Source organism: Acutalibacter caecimuris (assembly GCF_034335085.1).
GTDB classification, from domain to species: Bacteria; Bacillota; Clostridia; order Oscillospirales; family Acutalibacteraceae; genus Acutalibacter; species Acutalibacter caecimuris.
Genome location: NZ_JAWXXJ010000040.1, coordinates 1 through 16240, shown reverse-complemented (window position 1 = coordinate 16240; position 16240 = coordinate 1). Strand labels below are relative to the sequence as shown.

At 50.0% G+C, this 16240-nt stretch carries 19 protein-coding genes; 12 read left to right on the top strand and 7 right to left on the bottom strand.

Translation table 11 applies throughout. The annotated features are described in order from the left end of the window. Nucleotides 1-99: 99 nt before the first annotated feature. A complete protein-coding gene (locus tag U8U01_RS15775; RefSeq protein ID WP_322176299.1) occupies nt 100-906 on the bottom strand; it encodes a MerR family transcriptional regulator in 807 nt (268 codons plus the stop codon). 114 nt (nt 907-1020) lie between these two features. Here U8U01_RS15775 and U8U01_RS15770 point away from each other — a divergent pair, with 114 nt between their 5' ends. The 3 genes from U8U01_RS15770 to U8U01_RS15760 all read left to right on the top strand — a co-directional run bounded on the left by U8U01_RS15770 (nt 1021) and on the right by U8U01_RS15760 (nt 3035). Beyond that, nucleotides 1021-1608 carry an ATP-binding cassette domain-containing protein gene (locus tag U8U01_RS15770; protein ID WP_322176298.1) on the top strand — a complete coding sequence of 196 codons (588 nt, stop codon included), beginning with the start codon at nt 1021-1023 and terminating at the stop codon, nt 1606-1608. A 97-nt stretch (nt 1609-1705) separates the two neighbouring features. After that, nucleotides 1706-2353 (top strand): hypothetical protein, encoded by a 648-nt coding sequence (locus tag U8U01_RS15765; protein ID WP_322176295.1) that lies wholly within the window; start codon nt 1706-1708, stop codon nt 2351-2353. A gap of 19 nt (nt 2354-2372) precedes the next feature. Beyond that, nucleotides 2373-3035: a DUF4097 family beta strand repeat-containing protein gene (locus U8U01_RS15760; RefSeq protein ID WP_322176292.1), complete on the top strand. Its 663-nt coding sequence runs from the start codon at nt 2373-2375 to the stop codon at nt 3033-3035. Between the two features lie 1821 nt (nt 3036-4856). Here U8U01_RS15760 and U8U01_RS15755 read toward each other — a convergent pair. From U8U01_RS15755 to U8U01_RS15745, 3 genes are all read right to left on the bottom strand, one after another. Further along, nucleotides 4857-5651 carry a hypothetical protein gene (locus tag U8U01_RS15755; protein WP_322176289.1) on the bottom strand — a complete coding sequence of 265 codons (795 nt, stop codon included), beginning with the start codon at nt 5649-5651 and terminating at the stop codon, nt 4857-4859. A 149-nt stretch (nt 5652-5800) separates the two neighbouring features. Continuing rightward, nucleotides 5801-6325, bottom strand: coding sequence for a zinc ribbon domain-containing protein (locus tag U8U01_RS15750; protein WP_322176286.1), 525 nt, complete (start codon nt 6323-6325; stop codon nt 5801-5803). After that, entirely contained in the window at nt 6322-6774 is a 453-nt protein-coding gene (locus U8U01_RS15745; protein ID WP_322176284.1) for an SPFH domain-containing protein, read from the bottom strand. The genes U8U01_RS15750 and U8U01_RS15745 overlap by 4 nt, the downstream gene beginning before the upstream one ends. A gap of 171 nt (nt 6775-6945) precedes the next feature. Here U8U01_RS15745 and U8U01_RS15740 point away from each other — a divergent pair, with 171 nt between their 5' ends. The 3 genes from U8U01_RS15740 to U8U01_RS15730 are packed head-to-tail and all read left to right on the top strand — an operon-like array spanning nt 6946 to nt 9110. After that, a complete protein-coding gene (locus U8U01_RS15740; RefSeq protein ID WP_322176280.1) occupies nt 6946-7299 on the top strand; it encodes a VOC family protein in 354 nt (117 codons plus the stop codon). 3 nt (nt 7300-7302) lie between these two features. After that, nucleotides 7303-7767, top strand: coding sequence for a MarR family winged helix-turn-helix transcriptional regulator (locus U8U01_RS15735; RefSeq protein WP_322176277.1), 465 nt, complete (start codon nt 7303-7305; stop codon nt 7765-7767). After that, on the top strand, nt 7764-9110 hold the full coding sequence (locus U8U01_RS15730) for an MATE family efflux transporter (protein WP_322176275.1): 1347 nt from the start codon (nt 7764-7766) through the stop codon (nt 9108-9110). The genes U8U01_RS15735 and U8U01_RS15730 overlap by 4 nt, the downstream gene beginning before the upstream one ends. On the opposite strand, the gene U8U01_RS15725 is transcribed toward U8U01_RS15730, so the two are convergent. Beyond that, nucleotides 9107-10009: a LysR family transcriptional regulator gene (locus tag U8U01_RS15725; protein ID WP_367575635.1), complete on the bottom strand. Its 903-nt coding sequence runs from the start codon at nt 10007-10009 to the stop codon at nt 9107-9109. The two genes, U8U01_RS15730 and U8U01_RS15725, sit on opposite strands and share 4 nt — an antisense overlap. Nucleotides 10010-10173: 164 nt before the next feature. On the opposite strand from U8U01_RS15725, the gene U8U01_RS15720 reads away from it, so the two are divergent. The 5 genes from U8U01_RS15720 to U8U01_RS15700 all read left to right on the top strand — a co-directional run bounded on the left by U8U01_RS15720 (nt 10174) and on the right by U8U01_RS15700 (nt 14430). Beyond that, nucleotides 10174-11286 carry an MFS transporter gene (locus U8U01_RS15720; RefSeq protein ID WP_322176269.1) on the top strand — a complete coding sequence of 371 codons (1113 nt, stop codon included), beginning with the start codon at nt 10174-10176 and terminating at the stop codon, nt 11284-11286. 444 nt (nt 11287-11730) lie between these two features. Then, nucleotides 11731-12873: a DUF362 domain-containing protein gene (locus U8U01_RS15715; protein WP_322176265.1), complete on the top strand. Its 1143-nt coding sequence runs from the start codon at nt 11731-11733 to the stop codon at nt 12871-12873. A 59-nt stretch (nt 12874-12932) separates the two neighbouring features. Beyond that, complete coding sequence (locus tag U8U01_RS15710; RefSeq protein ID WP_322176262.1) at nt 12933-13214, top strand: hypothetical protein; 282 nt, start codon at nt 12933-12935, stop codon at nt 13212-13214. Nucleotides 13215-13274: 60 nt separating this feature from the next. Then, nucleotides 13275-13844 carry an ECF transporter S component gene (locus U8U01_RS15705; RefSeq protein ID WP_322176259.1) on the top strand — a complete coding sequence of 190 codons (570 nt, stop codon included), beginning with the start codon at nt 13275-13277 and terminating at the stop codon, nt 13842-13844. Further along, entirely contained in the window at nt 13825-14430 is a 606-nt protein-coding gene (locus U8U01_RS15700; protein ID WP_322176256.1) for a uridine kinase family protein, read from the top strand. Before U8U01_RS15705 ends, U8U01_RS15700 begins: the two co-directional genes overlap by 20 nt. 389 nt (nt 14431-14819) lie before the next feature. Here U8U01_RS15700 and U8U01_RS15695 read toward each other — a convergent pair whose 3' ends face one another. Both U8U01_RS15695 and U8U01_RS15690 read right to left on the bottom strand, forming a co-directional pair. Beyond that, complete coding sequence (locus U8U01_RS15695) at nt 14820-15326, bottom strand: helix-turn-helix domain-containing protein (RefSeq protein ID WP_322176301.1); 507 nt, start codon at nt 15324-15326, stop codon at nt 14820-14822. A gap of 56 nt (nt 15327-15382) precedes the next feature. Next, nucleotides 15383-16006: a hypothetical protein gene (locus tag U8U01_RS15690; RefSeq protein ID WP_322176254.1), complete on the bottom strand. Its 624-nt coding sequence runs from the start codon at nt 16004-16006 to the stop codon at nt 15383-15385. A 67-nt stretch (nt 16007-16073) separates the two neighbouring features. On the opposite strand from U8U01_RS15690, the gene U8U01_RS15685 reads away from it, so the two are divergent. Continuing rightward, a partial coding sequence (locus U8U01_RS15685; RefSeq protein ID WP_322175471.1) for a transposase occupies nt 16074-16240 on the top strand: 167 nt, incomplete at its 3' end.

Below are 16240 nucleotides of genomic sequence, written 5' to 3'. Positions count from 1 at the left end.
CCTGATTTTCTCCCACGCTCTGTCGCTTATATCGTGCCGATGCTGTTCTCCCGCCATTTTTTTGCCCTCCTCTTCTTTGAGGTCTATTATATCATATTTTTATTGACGACGCCGCCTAGTGTTTTCTCTCTCAATATAAACCTGCACTTCATAATTCCAGTGCAAAATACCTGATAGAACAATTAACTGTACAGTGAAAGTTGGCTCAACACCATGTTCCGTCCGGGCTAAACCCATGACCTCACTTAATACTTGTTCCCGATTTTCCTCCGTACAGCTTGCACACAGGTATTTCCCGGCTGGCAAAACCTTTAACCCATCTATGTCCGCAAAACGAATACATATAGCAAAAAGCCTTGACACCCCATTTTCCGTATAGATACCTGCCAAATCCTCAAAAGAAAACTGTTCTTTTAAGTCCGGCGTGATTTTATCATAAAAATGGCTGAGATAATTCCAAAGATTATCCAGCGCGGGTGTTTCTAACGTATCGGACAGCAAAATAACGCGCTCTGGATATTCTTTGAGAAAAGCTCCATGGACCTTGTGCTGGCCGTTCAATTTTCTTTCGTATTCTGCTTTTGCTATTAAAATTTTTGATTTACTATATTGCAGTGCCGCAATCTTTTCCTCTGCCTTTCTCTCTGCTTGCGCCAAAAAATCTACAGTTCTCTCAAGATCATCATACTCTAAAACTTTCTTTATCTCCTGCAATGGCAAGTCCATCACCTGCAAAGCACGCACGGTATGCAAGCGAACAATATCCTGCTCGGTGTAATAGCGGTAGTTTGTCCATTCATCTTTTTTGCTGGGTTCTACCAGTCCAATGCGGTCATAGTGCCGCAGCGTTTCACTGGTGGTATGGACCGCCTTTGCCGTTTCTCCTACAGAAAAATATTTTTTCATTTTGCGTATTTCTCCTATTGACCTTTGTGCTGCACAAAGGTTTATAATCCATTGTAGCACAGGACATTGTGGAAAGCAATAGCTGCTGCCATACTGTTTAGGAGGAATTCACTCATGATATCGCTCAACCAGGTGACAAAGCAATACGGGCCGGCCACCGTTTTGAAAAACATCACGCTATCCATCGAAGAACCGGGTATTTATTGCCTGCTTGGTAGGAACGGGGCCGGGAAAACAACATTTCTCAAGTCAATCGCCGGATATCAAAACATTACAACCGGAACCATCCAGGTGGACGGTAAGACAATCTCGACGGCGGCTCTGGATACAGGCGTCAGTTACATTGAAAACTTCGCAAAGCATTTTAATCTTCCTGTACGCAAGCTGTTGCAAATCGCGTCTGAAGTTAACCCCAACTATGATTATGACTTTGCCTCTGAAATGATGGAGCGCTTTGAGCTGGATGGAAAAAAGAAATTTAACCATCTCTCCCTTGGCATAAAAACCATGGTATCTACGATTATCTGCCTGGCAAGTAACAAAACGTCGTTCTTTTGGATGAGCCTGTTCTCGGCTTTGACGCCATTATGCGTGTGGAGTTTTACGAAATGCTGGCAGAGAGCTTTGAGAAACACCCGCGCATTATTATCGTATCCACTCACATTATTGAGGAAATCGCAAACACCATTCAAAAGCTGCTGATTATGGATAGAGGGAACATTCTCTTCTTTGGAACCCCGCCGGACAACCTACAGGATTTCTTTATTCAAATGGTAGGGCATAAAGGAGGTGCAAAAAAATGACATCCATTTTCGCTATTGTAAAACGCCTGCTTGCCAGCAACAGGCTCAGTTTCATTCTTATGGCTCTTGTGGTGCTTTGCGCCACATCTTCCGGCGACGTTGTCTTAAGCAATGGCAATTACACCTGGCTGCTTGCAGTCTTGACCCCTTTCTTTGTTGTGTTTTATGATTTCTCCAAGCTCACGTATTTGGGTGCAAGCAAGAAAGATTACTTTTTGGGGTGCCTCAGCAGTTATGAAATCTTGTCCGTTGGCATTTCTCTGGCCAACACTGCCATTCATCTATGGATTGACCCGGTTTTTTCGGCAAAAACTGTTATCAATATGATGGATGTGTGCAGGTGGACAGAAAACGGGACATTTGTTGCCGGGTTACAGCAGATATTCTTTTTGCTGCTGGTTATGATGTTTCTTCACGTGCTGTTATCTATGCAGTCCCATTGGTATGGGTGGCTGACTGACACAGTGCTGGCTGCCATTATTTGCGTTTTTACGCCGATTGCGCCGCTACGCAGCGTCCTGGCTGGATTTTTCCAAATTATCATGTTTAACAGCAACGGAGTTCTGCACATTTGTATCTGTCTGCTGTTAACCGCCGCGTTGTCACTCATAGGAATTGCGGTTTTGAAAAGGAAAACTTTATAAAAAGGTATGGAGGAATTCGATGAAAAGAGTAATTTCACTTGTAGTGTGCTTAGTGCTGGGGTGTTTTGCTTTGACTGGCTGCTCCAACAACGGCGAGCCGTTTGAAGAAAAAACTTATACGCCTGATACACAGGTCAGCGAGGTGAATCTTAATGTATCAGATAGAGAGATTGAAGTATCGCTGTCCGATGATGAACAGGTGCACATTAAATATTTTGAAAGCGGCAAAGAATATTATGATATTTCTGTTTCAGATAAAAAAGTGCTGACTATGGCAAGTGCAAGCAACAAGGAGTGGACAGATTATATTGGCGTGAAAGCCTCTGCTGAACACCGGAAAATCTGCTTGCAGGTACCAGATACTCTTTTAGATGCTCTTACTCTGTCCACCACAAACGAAAATATCTCCCTTTCCGCGTTGACTGTAAAAGGGAGCATAAACATTTTCTCTAACGGTGGAAGTATCACTTTCGATAAAATTGATATAGGGGATTCTTTAACTATATCCGTCAAAAATGGAGATATCTCAGGCACTGTCGTAGGAAGTTGTGAAGATTTCACCATTCAATCAGAAGTTGAAAAGGGCAAGAGTAATTTGCCAGACAATAAAGAAAACGGCGAAAAAGTGCTATGTGTGTCCAGTAATAATGGTGACGTTCATATTGCATTTATGAAGGAATGATTTTATACCCACCATTGCTTTACGGCTTCCCTTCTGGGGGAAACAGGTCTTTAATTCTATTCCTTTACTGTTCACTTATTTCATGTCGTTTCGTTCTCTCTTATTCTATCGTGTCAGCATCTTCAACGGTCCAGTTTTAACACAGACTTGATTCTTAGATGGACCTGCTATGCACCATGAACCTTGCGTTATGGAACGCATAACTGCAAGTGGAGAAGGTCACAATTCTGTCTGCGCTTTTTCTTTTGGAACAACCGTCAAACAACAATTTTTTCTTTGAAACCCTTAATTCTTCAAATTCTTCATCCGAGGTAAAGTTTACCCGCATGGCCCCTATCCACGCTGGACACATACCCCATAAAAAACTCCACGATGTGCCGTCTAGCGTAATGAGCTGGGCAGTTGGGTGCTCTTACATCGAGCTCTGGAACATACTCCCATTATCCATATGGTGTCCGTAAAGGATATTGTTCTCATCGGAAAAGTCTAGTCTACTTCGGCTGTCAAAGAAAATATACCCAGAAATGTTCTACTAGCCGGAAAACTGGTTGTGCAGATAATTGTTATTTATCGTTGTACTGAGCGATTGGATAGCTAATGTTGGTGCCATCTATTGTAAGCCATTCTGCCACTTTCGGATTAACCGCCCGAAGGGACTCAAAATCCACTTGTGCCTGGAGCAAGTTGAATCTGTGGATGCAGCAGGCAGAGATGAGGGCGGGGAGCATCCGGTGGACTGACGGAACTGTCCTGCCGGTATCAGGCTCTGAAATTGATTTTGGTAGAGGAATCTCTACAAACTGCCGCAAGTCCTCCATAAAAAGCATGAGCGCTCACATTATCCTCATGGATTGGCATATGAATCTGCCATGCCACCACGCCTGCCACCGCTAGGAAAAATAAGAAACACCACCATATAAACCCGATCCTTCATACGTGCCTCCTCACAGCTTGTTGGCCTTGCCTTTTATGACTTGGACGGTTGGGTTCGTGTAGATCGATAACAGTCTACACATTGCTGTGCTCTGCCTGATTCGCCACCTCGTAGATAGGATATCCGTTTCCAAAAGCGTTGGAGTAAATAACACCGCATTGCCTTGGAGCTGATCACGTCTGAATTCCGGTTAATTCTGGGCAAGTAAATTTTCCGCCTTGCCGGCTCACAAAGAAATAAGGACTATCCGGCCGGTGCTCTTTCAGATACTCCGCAGGGCATGGATAATTTTATCGTTGGAGTGTAGGCCATCCTTTGCCTGTCCCTCCGCAAATGACCCGGATTCCCTTGACTGTCAAGCGACCCAACTTTAGGTTAGCACACTCACTGCACCGAATGCCGAAATGCGCCAGAAGAGTCACAATGGTATAATTCCGCTTGCTGCCGCTCTCTAAATAAAAGCTGGCAGAATGCCTCAATATCTCTCTTGGTAACAGTAACGGGCTGGCATACTGTATCTAGATCTAGACTCTTATAAAGCCACCTTTTTTAGGGGGCTGATATCCCGCATATAGGAGATGCGTGTCAGCACGTTGGCACGGTAAAGCAGCACAGGACATTCACCAAAGGCTTCTTACCGCCATTTGAGGTAGAGCAACAATAGGCCATCATGGTGCCATAAGATTTTCCACGCACCTGGTATTTTGTTTCCTGTTTCCAGCAACCGTCACGAATGTACCACTTGCTCATGCTGTTTCTTTTGTAAAAAATAAACAGCCCTGTATCCATTGTAGGTCAATCAATACAGGGCTGCCCAGATTTTACAAAAATTTTATAACTATCTATAACAACTATACGATTTGAGAACGTGCCGCGTTCTTTCCCTGTTATTTCCTTTTCAACTCCGCCCGGCACCTTAACAAAGCATGAATGCTATTTATGGTAAGTTGCATTTTCTCCATAGTTTCCGTTGCATTATTCTTGTCTACATGATTTACCAGCTCTAACAGAAGTTGGAGTTGTTTTGTAATGTTGTTTTCACACATGGTCACACTGATGTTCCCATAACCGAAACCGCTCTCTACAGAGAGCTCTTCCACCAAGCACTTAACCGCATATAGCAGTGAGGAAAATTCATCGCAGTTGAAATAGTTCTGCGTAACCTTAAGGCTATCTTGCACATCACACGCCAGAAGGTAGGGCTCACGGTTACCGAGTATTGCATTCATCGCGGTTGGGGCGGGTTTGTGGTTTAACTGCCGTCCCACAAAAAACAAAGATACTGTGAAACCCATCAGCCATATGTACCAGAAAACCCGAATTTCTGTAATCAAATGCGCCTTCGATAAGGCAACATATGGATTTTGCAAGACAGAAATGTTATGTTGGGGGTCTGCAAACAACCAATCAAAGAATGAAACTGTCTGGCCATATATCGCTGGAATGACAATAAAGTAGACCACCAGCCCCACAAGTAGGAAAATTACAGGAATGAAAAATAGAATTTTTTTGGTAATTGTTTTTCGTGTTGCCACCAAAGAGGTTCGAGGAATCTCCCCTGATGTAACCGCATGAGTTCTTTTGGCAGATGGGGGAATTTTTACATTTTGATCAACGTCTGTTTTCGCAGTTAAAGCATCATCTGGTGTTTGGTGTATAGCTTGCTTATTTTTTTGATCCACAGAATCACCCTCATCCTGTAAGAGAATTAATGTGGCGTTGTTTCCATCCTCTGCCAATTCGAATTCGAGGAAAGGGACAGCGCACCACTCCGGTCATCAAGTGGCTTTCGTGCTTACTTGCCTCCGTGCATTCGCTACTCCATCTGTGCTTAAAGTTTGTGACCGCAGTGACCGCAGAACTTCATGCCTGTTTCACTTTCACAACCACAGGCCGGACACTTGGTTGAGCCCAAAGGTTTCCCACAGTTACCGCAAAATTTCATGGTAGAAACGACTTTAGCTCCGCAGTGGGGACAGGTTAGAACTGGTATCGCACTATCTACACTCTGATTAGTTACGGAACGAGTATTTTCTTCGTTTCTCATCGTTTCATAGTTCACACAATAACTTTCACCGATATCCCCGGCGCTACCCGCCGAAATGTTTCCAGCAAGCTTTTCCCAAATATCTAGTGACCTACGCTGTCGGTAAAAATCTGAACCTAGGGCTAAATCCTCCTTATAACTCCGCAACTTCTCATATTCGCCTGGCCGGGGACCAATGGCCTCACAGAAAAAATTAACAAGTTCAATACCGAATCGCTCAAATTCACTGCTGAGCACCATCTGAAAAGTATCGGACAGCTCCGACAGGTATAGAGAAATCGCTAAGAAGGAAATTTTCTTTTGAATCATAATCTTGGATCTTCCAGCGGAATGGGGGTAGAGGTGCCCCATTTCATGTCAATATTATCTGTCGTATTAATATAATAAATTTCGGCGGAAAAGGGAGTCTTTCCGCCAAACGGCAAGTTCACGAGCTTATATAGGAGCGGCAAATTCCCAGTAGACAGGGTATGCGTACCAGGACCAAAAAGATCCAACGCCTCACCGCCCTTGAAGAACAACGCCTCCTGTCCCTGGTTTACGATCAACTGGGATCCCAAAACGAATTGCTCGGAGGGGTATTTGTGAATCAACCACTGTCCGCCATTATCTACCATTGCCACGCAAAGCACAATGATTTGAGGAACGTGGAGCTGCTGGAAATAGAGCATCGCTACTAGTCCAAAGGCGGTAAGAGCAGATTGCTTTTCGTCTAAAGAATATAGTAGAATGACAAGCACCTGTCGCCAAAAAACCATTGCGCCCTCTCGGTGGCAGGTGCCTTTTTCATGATGGCGGGTGCAGGGAACCATTCATGTTAAAACAACACATAGCAGAAAATAGCAATCCTCCCCACTCTTGACAACGGCAAAAGCAGATGCTACAATTAATGTACGGATTCGTATTATTGCAAGAAAGGATGTTTCTCTATGTTTATGCAGCACGTTACCATCTACACCGCCCACCTGAATGCCTCTATAGCCTTTTACCAGGACATCGCCCATCTGGAGATCGTGTCCGACCGCCGCCCCAACGCGCCCATGGTGTTCCTGGCGAACCAAAAGGGCGAAACGGAAATTGAGCTGATTGAAGTACCGGCAGAGCAAGCCTATACCGGCAGCGGCCTTGCCATCGGCTTTTACACCGACAATGTGGAGGAAGAACACACCCGCCTCACCGGGCTGGACCTGGAACCCACAGACATCATCAGCCCCGCGCCAGGCGTGCAGTTTTTCTTTGTGAAAGACCCCAGTGGTGTGCAAATTCAACTGATCCAGGGATAAGTCATGGAACGCTACGCGTTTTTCCGTCAATTAGGCAAGGCTGTCTACCAGATCGACGGGGCTTATAGCGTGTTCTCTAAAAACGCCAAAATAAAACCCAATATGCTCTGGCTGCTCTCCGCCCTCAACGACGGTCAGGCCCACACCCAAAGCCAAATCTGTTGGGACTGGAATTTCCCCCGTACCACCGTGAACACCCTGGTTAAAGAGTTGGAAAAGTCCGGTCAAGTGACGCTGCGCCCTGTCCCCGGCACCCGGCGGGAGTTATATGTAGAGCTGACCCCCTCGGGCAAAGCCTATGCCGACGAGGTTTTGCGCTCCGTTTATGAAATGGAGGAGCGGTTATTTCAACGGTACTTTGCGGAGCATGATACAGCATTTGTAGAGGACTTGCACCGGTTTGCCCTCGCTATGAAACAGTATTTTTTGACCGGGGATTACGACGAGCAGGAGGAAGAAAAGGAATGAAGCTGAATTTCCGGGCGCTGAAGCCCCAGGTTGCGGAGGTGTGGAAACTGAGCCTGCCCGCCATTCTGACGCAAATTACCACCATCGCCATGCAGTACATAGACTCTGCCATGGTGGGCGCGCTGGGGGCAAACGCGTCAGCAGCCATCGGGCTGGTATCCTCCAGCACCTGGCTGCTGGGCGGCGTGACCTATGCGGTATCGGCGGGGTTTTCCGTGCAGGTGGCCCACCACATCGGTGGCGAAAACGCCAAAAAGGCCCGGGACGTGGTGCGCCACGGGCTGGCCACGGCGGCGATCGCCTCTGGGCTTTTATGCCTGCTGGGGCTGGCGCTCAGTGGGCCGCTGCCCGCGCTTTTAGGCGGCGACCCGGCTATCCGCGCCAACTCCTCCGCCTACTTCATGATGTTCGCCCTCATGCTGCCGTTTTCTCAATTAAACTCCTTAACATCCTCGTTTTTGCAGTGTTCCGGCGACATGGTCACCCCCAGCATCTTAAATGCCGTTATGTGCGGGTTGGATGTGGCTTTCAACTCCATCTTCATCCCCCGGTTCGGCGTGCTGGGCGCGGGCATGGGCACCACCCTGGCTTGTGCGGCTGTTTCTCTGCTCATGGCCTGGCGGTGCTATTTCTGCAACAAACAGCTACGTTTCCGCCGGGAAAAGTGCCGGTTTGACCCTGAAATTCTCAAGAAAGCTCTGAAAATTGGCGCGCCTCTGGCGGTACAGGAGGTAGCCATGAACAGCGCCATGGTTGCCGCCACCCGCATCATTGCGCCCCTTGGCCCGGTGTCCATTGCGGCCAACGCCTTCGCCGTGACGGCGGAGAGCCTTTGCTATATGCCCGGCTACGGCATCGGCTCGGCGGCCACCACTCTGGTTGGCCGGAGCGTGGGCGCGGGTAACGTGGAACAGGCCAAGCGCTACGGCAATATCTGCACGGCCATGGGCGCGGCTTTCATGACCCTGACGGGCCTGTTGATGATGGTGTTTTGCCCCTTCGTGTTTATGCTCCTTACCCCCGACCCTGCGGTGCGGCAACTGGCTGCGCAGGTCTTACGCATCGAGCTGTTGGCCGAGCCGCTGTTTGCCATCTCCATTGTGGCGGCGGGAGCCCTGCGCGGCGTGGGCGACACCTTCGTGCCCAGCCTGATGAACCTGGGCAGCATCTGGATTGTGCGCATCGGCCTGGCTCTGCTGTTGGTGGGGCGGCTTGGCCTGCCCGGTATGTGGGTGGCTATGGCATCAGAGTTGTGCGTCCGTGGGCTTTTGATGCTGTACCGGCTGCGGACTTCTAAGCACTATGAGCAGTTCCGGGAACCTGCACCTGTATCAAAAAGCTAAGAGCCGGACGGATATTGTCCCGCAAATGAACTTCTCAACTTCTTTAAGAACGTTTCCGCCGCGTCGGAGAACACCTGATACCTTTTCCACACCAGGCACAAGCCCGCCTCCAGTTTCGGTTCCAGGGGGCGGAAACATAGGGCGCTTTCCGCAGAGGTATCCGCCAGGCGCCCAATGGTCAGGGCATAGCCCATGCCCGCCTCCACCATGATGGCGGCGTTGAACAGCAGATTAAAGGTGGTCACCACGTTGAGCCTGTCGTAATCCTCCCCGAACCAACGGCGGTACTCATTGTTTTTCCCCTCGTCCATGGCCTGGCGGGAGAAAATCAGCGGCTTATCCAGCAAGTCTTTCTTTCGGACAGCCTCCTGCTTGGCCAGGGGGCTGTCTTTTCGCATGACCACGCCCCAAGTATCCATCTCCGGGATGGTCAGGCTCTCATAGTCCGCTGCGTCAAAGGGCTGGATAAGCAGGCCGAAGTCCAGCAGGCCCTTGTCCAGACGCTCGGTCACGTCATTGGCGTTGCCGCTGTACAGGTGGTAGCGGATGCCGGGGCAGTCCTTTTGCAGGTCCTTGGCGGCCTCGGCAATCAGGTGCAGCCCCCTGGTTTCGCCACCGCCAATGTACACGTCCCCCTCCACAGCGCCGCCCATGCTGCGGAACTCCCCTTCGGTCTTGTCCACCAGAGAGATGATCTCCTCCGCCCGCTTGCGTAGCAGTAGCCCCTCTTTTGTCAGGGTGATTTTGTGGGTGCCCCGCTCCAATAGCTTTTTGCCAAGTTCCCGTTCCAACTCCCGGATCTGCCGGGAGAGGGTGGGTTGAGTCATGTGCAGGGCGGCTGCCGCGCCAGTGATAGTTTCCTCTCGGGCCACGGCAAGAAAGTAGCGCAACACTCGTATTGAAGTGCCCCCTTTTTTAAATCATATCACTTCACCCCATGCCCGTCAAGCATGGGATATATATAAACTAAGCATTTGATTTTCTATACGGCCAGGTGTATGCTGGAATCAATCCGACAAAAGAAAGGGATGGGGTAAATGGAAAGCGCCAAAAAGCCCGGCCCATGGAGCGGGCCGTACCTTATTTTTTGCTCTCCATTGTGTTCGCCTCGGTGACGGACAGCACGCTGATCAACGTCCTGCCGGTGTATATACAGGACACGGTGGGCAGCAACCTGGCAACCGGCTGGATGATCACCGGCCTGACCGTGGCCAGCATGGTGACGCGGCTTGTCTGCGGGCCGCTTACCGACAAATTTGGCCGCAAACGTCTGGTGGTCATCGGCAGCAGCGCCTATGCCATCAACGCCCTGGCCTACTGTTTCGCGTCCAATATCAAGGCCGTATTCTTCCTGCGGGTCTTGAACGGCATCACCCAGGGCATCTACTTCCCGGTGCCTCCCATGTTGGTGGCCGATTTGGTGCCGGAAAACCGCCTGGTGGACGGCATGGGTTTCTTCGGGGTGGCCAGCTCGGTGCGTTTCGCCGTCGCGCCCACCATCAGCCTGGCAGTGTACAAGAGCCTGGGCACCACGGCGTTCTTTTGGTGGATCACCGTGACAGCCGTGATCTCAGCGGTGCTGACCATGCTTATACAGATCAAAGCCCCGGAAAGGGCAGTTGGGCTGGAAAATCAGCCTAAACAGGCAAGGCCCCGTTTCGGCTTGCACACCTTATTCGACGGCTCGGTGCTGGGCCTGGGCATGGTGAGTCTGCTTCTAGCCTTGGGCACAGCGGCGGTGGCCAACTTTACGATGGCCTACGGGCTTTCCAAGGGAATTGAGAACATAGGGCTGTTCACCCTGACAACCAGTCTGGCCGGCCTTTTCACAAAGGTGCTGGTGGGCAGGCTGACGGCCCGTTTCACCAAAGGTGGGCTGGTAGCGGCAGGGTGTGTGCTGTCGGGCCTTGCCACGGTGGTACTGGGGCTTTCGGAGAGTCTTGCGCTCATGCTGGCGGCCGCTGTACTTTATGGCATGGGAACAGCCGTCACGGGCCAGCTTTTACAGGTGCTTGTCATTGAGCGGGTGGCGGATGACCGCCGGGGCGTGGCTATGTCCACCTACTCCCTGCTGGGCGACGTGGGCTCCGGGGCCGGGGGTATGGCGGCGGGAGGCATCTCCCAGCGCATGGGCTACACAGCCTGCTACCTGCTGGCTGGTACTATGAGGGCATAGCGGGCATGGTGCAGTCATTACAGGGTAGACGGAATCACAAGGGGGATGAACCCATGGCAGAGCGGGACAAGACTCATATCCGGTAAAACTTGCTAGACGCGGGTTGTTCGGAGGAACTAATCGCACGCTATTTCCATCTGGATGAAAAGGGCGACAAGCCAGGGCTGGAGGCCCTCCTGTACCTACTGACGGGGAATATTCCTGGATAACCCAGACTTTCCGAAAATCAGCCGGGAAATACGATATATCGAAAACAGTTCTCCGTGCGGCGTTGACTCTGCGTCCCCCAGTACAAATGCAGGTCATTGTGGGCACCACCACACGGCCTGCAACGCCACCTTGAGCCGGGAGGACTGGTACGCGATCTATACGGCTGCTATAAAAAGCTTGACTTGGAGTGTAGTCCATGTTGTAAAATTAGAAAAAACGAGAGGAGCTGGTCAAATGACCGCAAAGGTTACCTGGACAGATATGCGCACCCGTGGAGGCGCCAGTATGCTGGATAAGTTTGCCCGTATGCTGGAAAAGAGTGAACTAGCCTCCATGGATCTGGCGAACAAGTTCGTAGCCATCAAAATGCATTTGGGGGAGCCGGGCAATACGTCCATCATCCGGCCCATATATGTGAAAACGTTGGTTGATTTCATCCGTGAGCGGGGTGGCAAGCCCTTCCTGACCGACTGCAACACCCTGTATGTAGGCGGCCGGAAGAACGCTTTAGACCATATCGATTCCGCCTATCTCAACGGATTTTCCCCGCTGACCGTGGGGGCTCATGTGATTATAGCGGACGGCCTGAAGGGTACGGATGAAGTGGAGGTGCCGTTGGAGGGTATGACCTACTGCCCCGCGCCCAAAATAGGACGGGCGTTGATGGATGCGGACGTAGTGGTTTCCCTGACCCATTTCAAGGGCCATGAGGAGGCCGGGTTTGGAGGCGCGCTAAAAAACATCGGTATGGGCGGCGGCAGCCGGACCGGGAAGATGGAACAGCACGCCGCGGGCAAGCCTGTGGTGAACCCGGACAGTTGCGTTGGATGCAGGCAGTGTGCAAGAAACTGCGCCCACAGAGCGATTACTTTTTCAAAGCTGCGTGAGGCTGACAAGGCTCCCAAAGCTGTCATTGACCACGAGCGCTGCGTGGGCTGTGGGCGGTGCATCGGGGCCTGCAACCAGGATGCCATCGAACCCCAGTGGGACGAGGCCAGGGAGGTACTCAACCACAAGATTGCGGAATACACCCTGGCGGTGGTGAAGGACAGGCCCTGTTTCCACATCTCCCTGGTGATGGACGTTTCTCCAAGCTGCGACTGTAACAACCATTCCGACACACCCATCGTGCCCAATGTGGGGATTTTCTGCGGGTTGGATCCGGTAGCCCTGGATCAAGCCTGTGCCGACGCGGTCAACGCCGCCCCGATCTTGCAGAACACCGCCCTGACGGACGCTGCTGGCTGTGACCATCATGAGGATGAACATGGCCACTTCCATGTAGTGCATCCTGAAACTTGCTGGGAGGAACAGTTGATCCATGGGGAACGCATTGGGCTGGGGAAGAGAAAGTACGAATTGGTGAAGGTCGGATAAGGCCTATACTAAGCGGCGCCCCCTAAAGGGAAACGTATGGCGAACACACATAAATCATCATGCTCCCCCATCCCGGCATGGGGCTGAGTTGGCACCTGGGCCAGTCCCAGACCGGTTTCAGCCTTATGTGCGGCAGCATTTGTTTTTCCGTCTGCACTGCTCGGAATGATACTTTCCCAAAAGGTAGGAGGAGCAGCATCGACCTGCTGCTCCCGCACCACCCCGGCACAGGAAATCCCGGCCATGTGTGGGGAAACCTGGATGTTTTCGGCTTTGAACTGACAGAAGATGAAATGTCCCGCATCAATGGACTGGACAGAACTGAAAAGCACGAGTGGTAAGAAAGCACAGACGGTTAAAATTACATACTGAATAAATATTTTGCTAAGGAGATAACCGCAATGAAATCCATCACCAAAAACATCGTTCTATCCGCCATGTTCCTGGCTATCGGTCTGATTTTGCCCTTGTTTACCGCCCAAATCCCCCAGATAGGCCGGATGCTCCTGCCCATGCACATCCCCGTACTGCTGTGCGGGTTCGTGTGCGGCTGGCAGAGCGGGGCTGTTGTAGGGTTTGTGCTGCCGCTGCTGCGGTCGACAATATTCGGTATGCCGGTATTCTTCCCTACTGCGACCGGCATGGCCTTTGAGCTGATGACCTACGGGCTGGTGGCAGGTTTTTTATACGCCCTCTCCAAGTGGAAGTGTATGCTTGCCCTGTACCGCAGCTTGCTGATTGCCATGCTTGCCGGGCGCGTAGTCTGGGGCATCGTGCAGGCCATCCAGTTGGGGGTCTTTGGCAGCGGCTTTTCGGTACAGATGTTCCTGGCGGGGGCATTTACCAATGCTGTTCCTGGTATTATCGCCCAGCTTATCCTGATTCCCGTAATCATGCTGGCCCTGGGCCGTACTGGGCTGGTGCCGTTCAAGACAAAGCAAGGGGTACAAAATGAGAAAGCTGAAAACTGACATATTCTCTGCCGCCGAAACGCTCCTTGCGTTCATCCAAATGCTCTCAAAGAGGCCCGTGATTTTGGCGATAGACGGACGCTGCGGTTCGGGAAAGACCACGCTTGCAAGGGTACTTCAGGAAAGATCCGACACGGCGGTGGTACATATGGACGACTTCTTTCTCCGGCCTGAGCAGAGGTCGCCGGAACGTTTTGCAGAGCCCGGCGGAAATGTAGACCGGGAGCGGGTGCTAGAAGAAGTCCTGCTCCCCCTCAAGGAGAACCGACCGGTGGTGTACAGGCCCTATGACGCCCACCGTCCTGCCATGTTGGAGCCAGTACATCTGGCACCCGCACCCATCACGATTATCGAAGGCTCTTATAGTTGCCATCCAGCCCTTTGGGACTATTATGACGTGCGTGTTTTCCTGGATGTAGGGCCGGAGGAACAGCTTCGTCGCATTGAAACACGGAGCGGTCCTGAGAAATTAGAGGCTTTCAAATCCAAGTGGATCCCTTTGGAGGAGGCGTATTTTCACTCCCATTCGTTGGAGTCAAGTTGTGAGTTTCATTTTGAACTCATAACAAAACAGGCTTTTTCATGATTTTTAAAGGGGATCGCAAAGGATATCGAAAAAACATTGGAGGTGTTAGGTGGTACAATGCAAACATCCAGTTGGGTGATATGCCCAAAATGCGGAAAGAAAGCCTGCACAAAGTTGCAGGCTGACACGGTGGTGGATAGTACTGCCCTAAGCGCAGGTAAGAAAGCCTCATCAGCGCTAAGAGGGTCAAAGTGCGGACAATAAAAGAAGAAAAGCGTGAGCGCCAGACGAAATAGGGGATGTGCCCGCATATATGCAGAGCCAGTGCCTTGATTTAAGGATCAAGTCCACGGGCTCTTTTCTATTTGTTCTTAATAACTGGCGCTGAGCAATGCCTTAACCAACTGTTATCCTGTTCGCTACAGTCTGCATTATAACCGTATGGCCTGCTAGGCATCTGTATCATTTTCTAAGTCAAGATAGAAAACCTGGCCATTGGAAATACCCCTGCCGCAGATGATCTCCCGCAGGGTTTCATTTTTGGGCCGCTTTTCGCCGTTCTCTATAGCCGAGAGAAAACGTGTCATGGTTCCTACCTGCTCTGCGACTTCAGCCCGCGTATATCCTTTTGCACAGCCTGCATCGCGTAAGATACAACCCAGTTCAAGCAAAGCAGGTTTCCTATTCTCAGACACTGTTGGTTCGCCTCCTGCTAACAGCGTACTCCAAATCCCGCTCTTGGCATATGCACCAATGGTGTACGCTTTCGAGGATAAAAGCGGAAAAGAGTGATGTTGGTGTGAGAGTCCACTTCCTGCCGGAAAGCCAAAACGCCGTTTTGGCATCCACGCTTTTGTACTTTTAAAATCTAGGCTTTCAAGCATCAAAAAACCGCGCGACGGCGCGTTTCTTTTTTGATGGAATATCTTTTTTATATCCGCAGAATGTGAACGCACGACCAAAAAGATATTTTTGGCAAATTGGTGGGTGTATCCGAACTCTCACAAATGAGCTACTCTCCAATATTTGATATTGGCAAGTTGTCAAAGTAGGCTTTCAAGGATTGATATTCAGTATGATCTAGTAAATCAAGATTGTTGGCTGTACCCAGTTTTACAAGGTCTCGGCATTTCTTTAATCTTGCTAACATCGGAATTACGATACTTGCGTCTCGATTTATGAAATCATATAATTCGGATAATTTTGATGGCAACTTGTACCCCTTTGAGGAACTCGCAATAATAATGCCCTTATCCCTCAGTTTTCCAATAATGCGCATTCTGAAAGTGGCTGTAGATATTTCATTGAAGGTGGTGTTCGACAACTGATTTTTCAGCTCGTTGGTATAGATATATCCTCTGGTGTCATTATTCATAAATCGAAACAGCATATACTTCAGCACAATAATCTGAGCTTGAATCTCTGGATTGTCATCATCAGAATGGCATTCAATAAATTTGACTGCTTGAGCAAAGCATAACTTTGCTATCGTCTCATCATAATCTTCGGCAATCGCACTTTTTTCAAGGATATAGTTTTCGTATGTTTTAGGGTAAAGCTCAATTCTTATCAGTTTGGAATTTAGGATCTCTAAGTAGTTTGGTGCATCCTCTGACGTTTTGTGCTTATCAAACATATAAGTTAGGCGGCGTCGTCAATAAAAATATGATATAATAGACCTCAAAGAAGAGGAGGGCAAAAAAATGGCGGGAGAACAGCATCGGCACGATATAAGCGACAGAGCGTGGGAAAAAATCAGGCCGCATACCATTGGTGAAAAGGGGACGCGAGGCGGCAATGCCCGGGATACCCGGCAATTTATCAACGGAGTATTCTGGATTCTGCGCACCGGAGCGCCCTGGCGGGACTT

What these genes read in the sequence shown, in the direction of transcription:
- U8U01_RS15775 (WP_322176299.1), bottom strand. Translation starts at nt 906, where the DNA reads ATGAAAAAATATTTTTCTGTAGGAGAAACGGCAAAGGCGGTCCATACC.
- U8U01_RS15770 (WP_322176298.1), top strand. Translation starts at nt 1,021, where the DNA reads ATGATATCGCTCAACCAGGTGACAAAGCAATACGGGCCGGCCACCGTT.
- U8U01_RS15765 (WP_322176295.1), top strand. Translation starts at nt 1,706, where the DNA reads ATGACATCCATTTTCGCTATTGTAAAACGCCTGCTTGCCAGCAACAGG.
- U8U01_RS15760 (WP_322176292.1), top strand. Translation starts at nt 2,373, where the DNA reads ATGAAAAGAGTAATTTCACTTGTAGTGTGCTTAGTGCTGGGGTGTTTT.
- U8U01_RS15750 (WP_322176286.1), bottom strand. Translation starts at nt 6,325, where the DNA reads ATGATTCAAAAGAAAATTTCCTTCTTAGCGATTTCTCTATACCTGTCG.
- U8U01_RS15745 (WP_322176284.1), bottom strand. Translation starts at nt 6,774, where the DNA reads ATGGTTTTTTGGCGACAGGTGCTTGTCATTCTACTATATTCTTTAGAC.
- U8U01_RS15740 (WP_322176280.1), top strand. Translation starts at nt 6,946, where the DNA reads ATGTTTATGCAGCACGTTACCATCTACACCGCCCACCTGAATGCCTCT.
- U8U01_RS15735 (WP_322176277.1), top strand. Translation starts at nt 7,303, where the DNA reads ATGGAACGCTACGCGTTTTTCCGTCAATTAGGCAAGGCTGTCTACCAG.
- U8U01_RS15730 (WP_322176275.1), top strand. Translation starts at nt 7,764, where the DNA reads ATGAAGCTGAATTTCCGGGCGCTGAAGCCCCAGGTTGCGGAGGTGTGG.
- U8U01_RS15720 (WP_322176269.1), top strand. Translation starts at nt 10,174, where the DNA reads ATGGAGCGGGCCGTACCTTATTTTTTGCTCTCCATTGTGTTCGCCTCG.
- U8U01_RS15715 (WP_322176265.1), top strand. Translation starts at nt 11,731, where the DNA reads ATGACCGCAAAGGTTACCTGGACAGATATGCGCACCCGTGGAGGCGCC.
- U8U01_RS15710 (WP_322176262.1), top strand. Translation starts at nt 12,933, where the DNA reads ATGCTCCCCCATCCCGGCATGGGGCTGAGTTGGCACCTGGGCCAGTCC.
- U8U01_RS15705 (WP_322176259.1), top strand. Translation starts at nt 13,275, where the DNA reads ATGAAATCCATCACCAAAAACATCGTTCTATCCGCCATGTTCCTGGCT.
- U8U01_RS15700 (WP_322176256.1), top strand. Translation starts at nt 13,825, where the DNA reads ATGAGAAAGCTGAAAACTGACATATTCTCTGCCGCCGAAACGCTCCTT.
- U8U01_RS15690 (WP_322176254.1), bottom strand. Translation starts at nt 16,006, where the DNA reads ATGTTTGATAAGCACAAAACGTCAGAGGATGCACCAAACTACTTAGAG.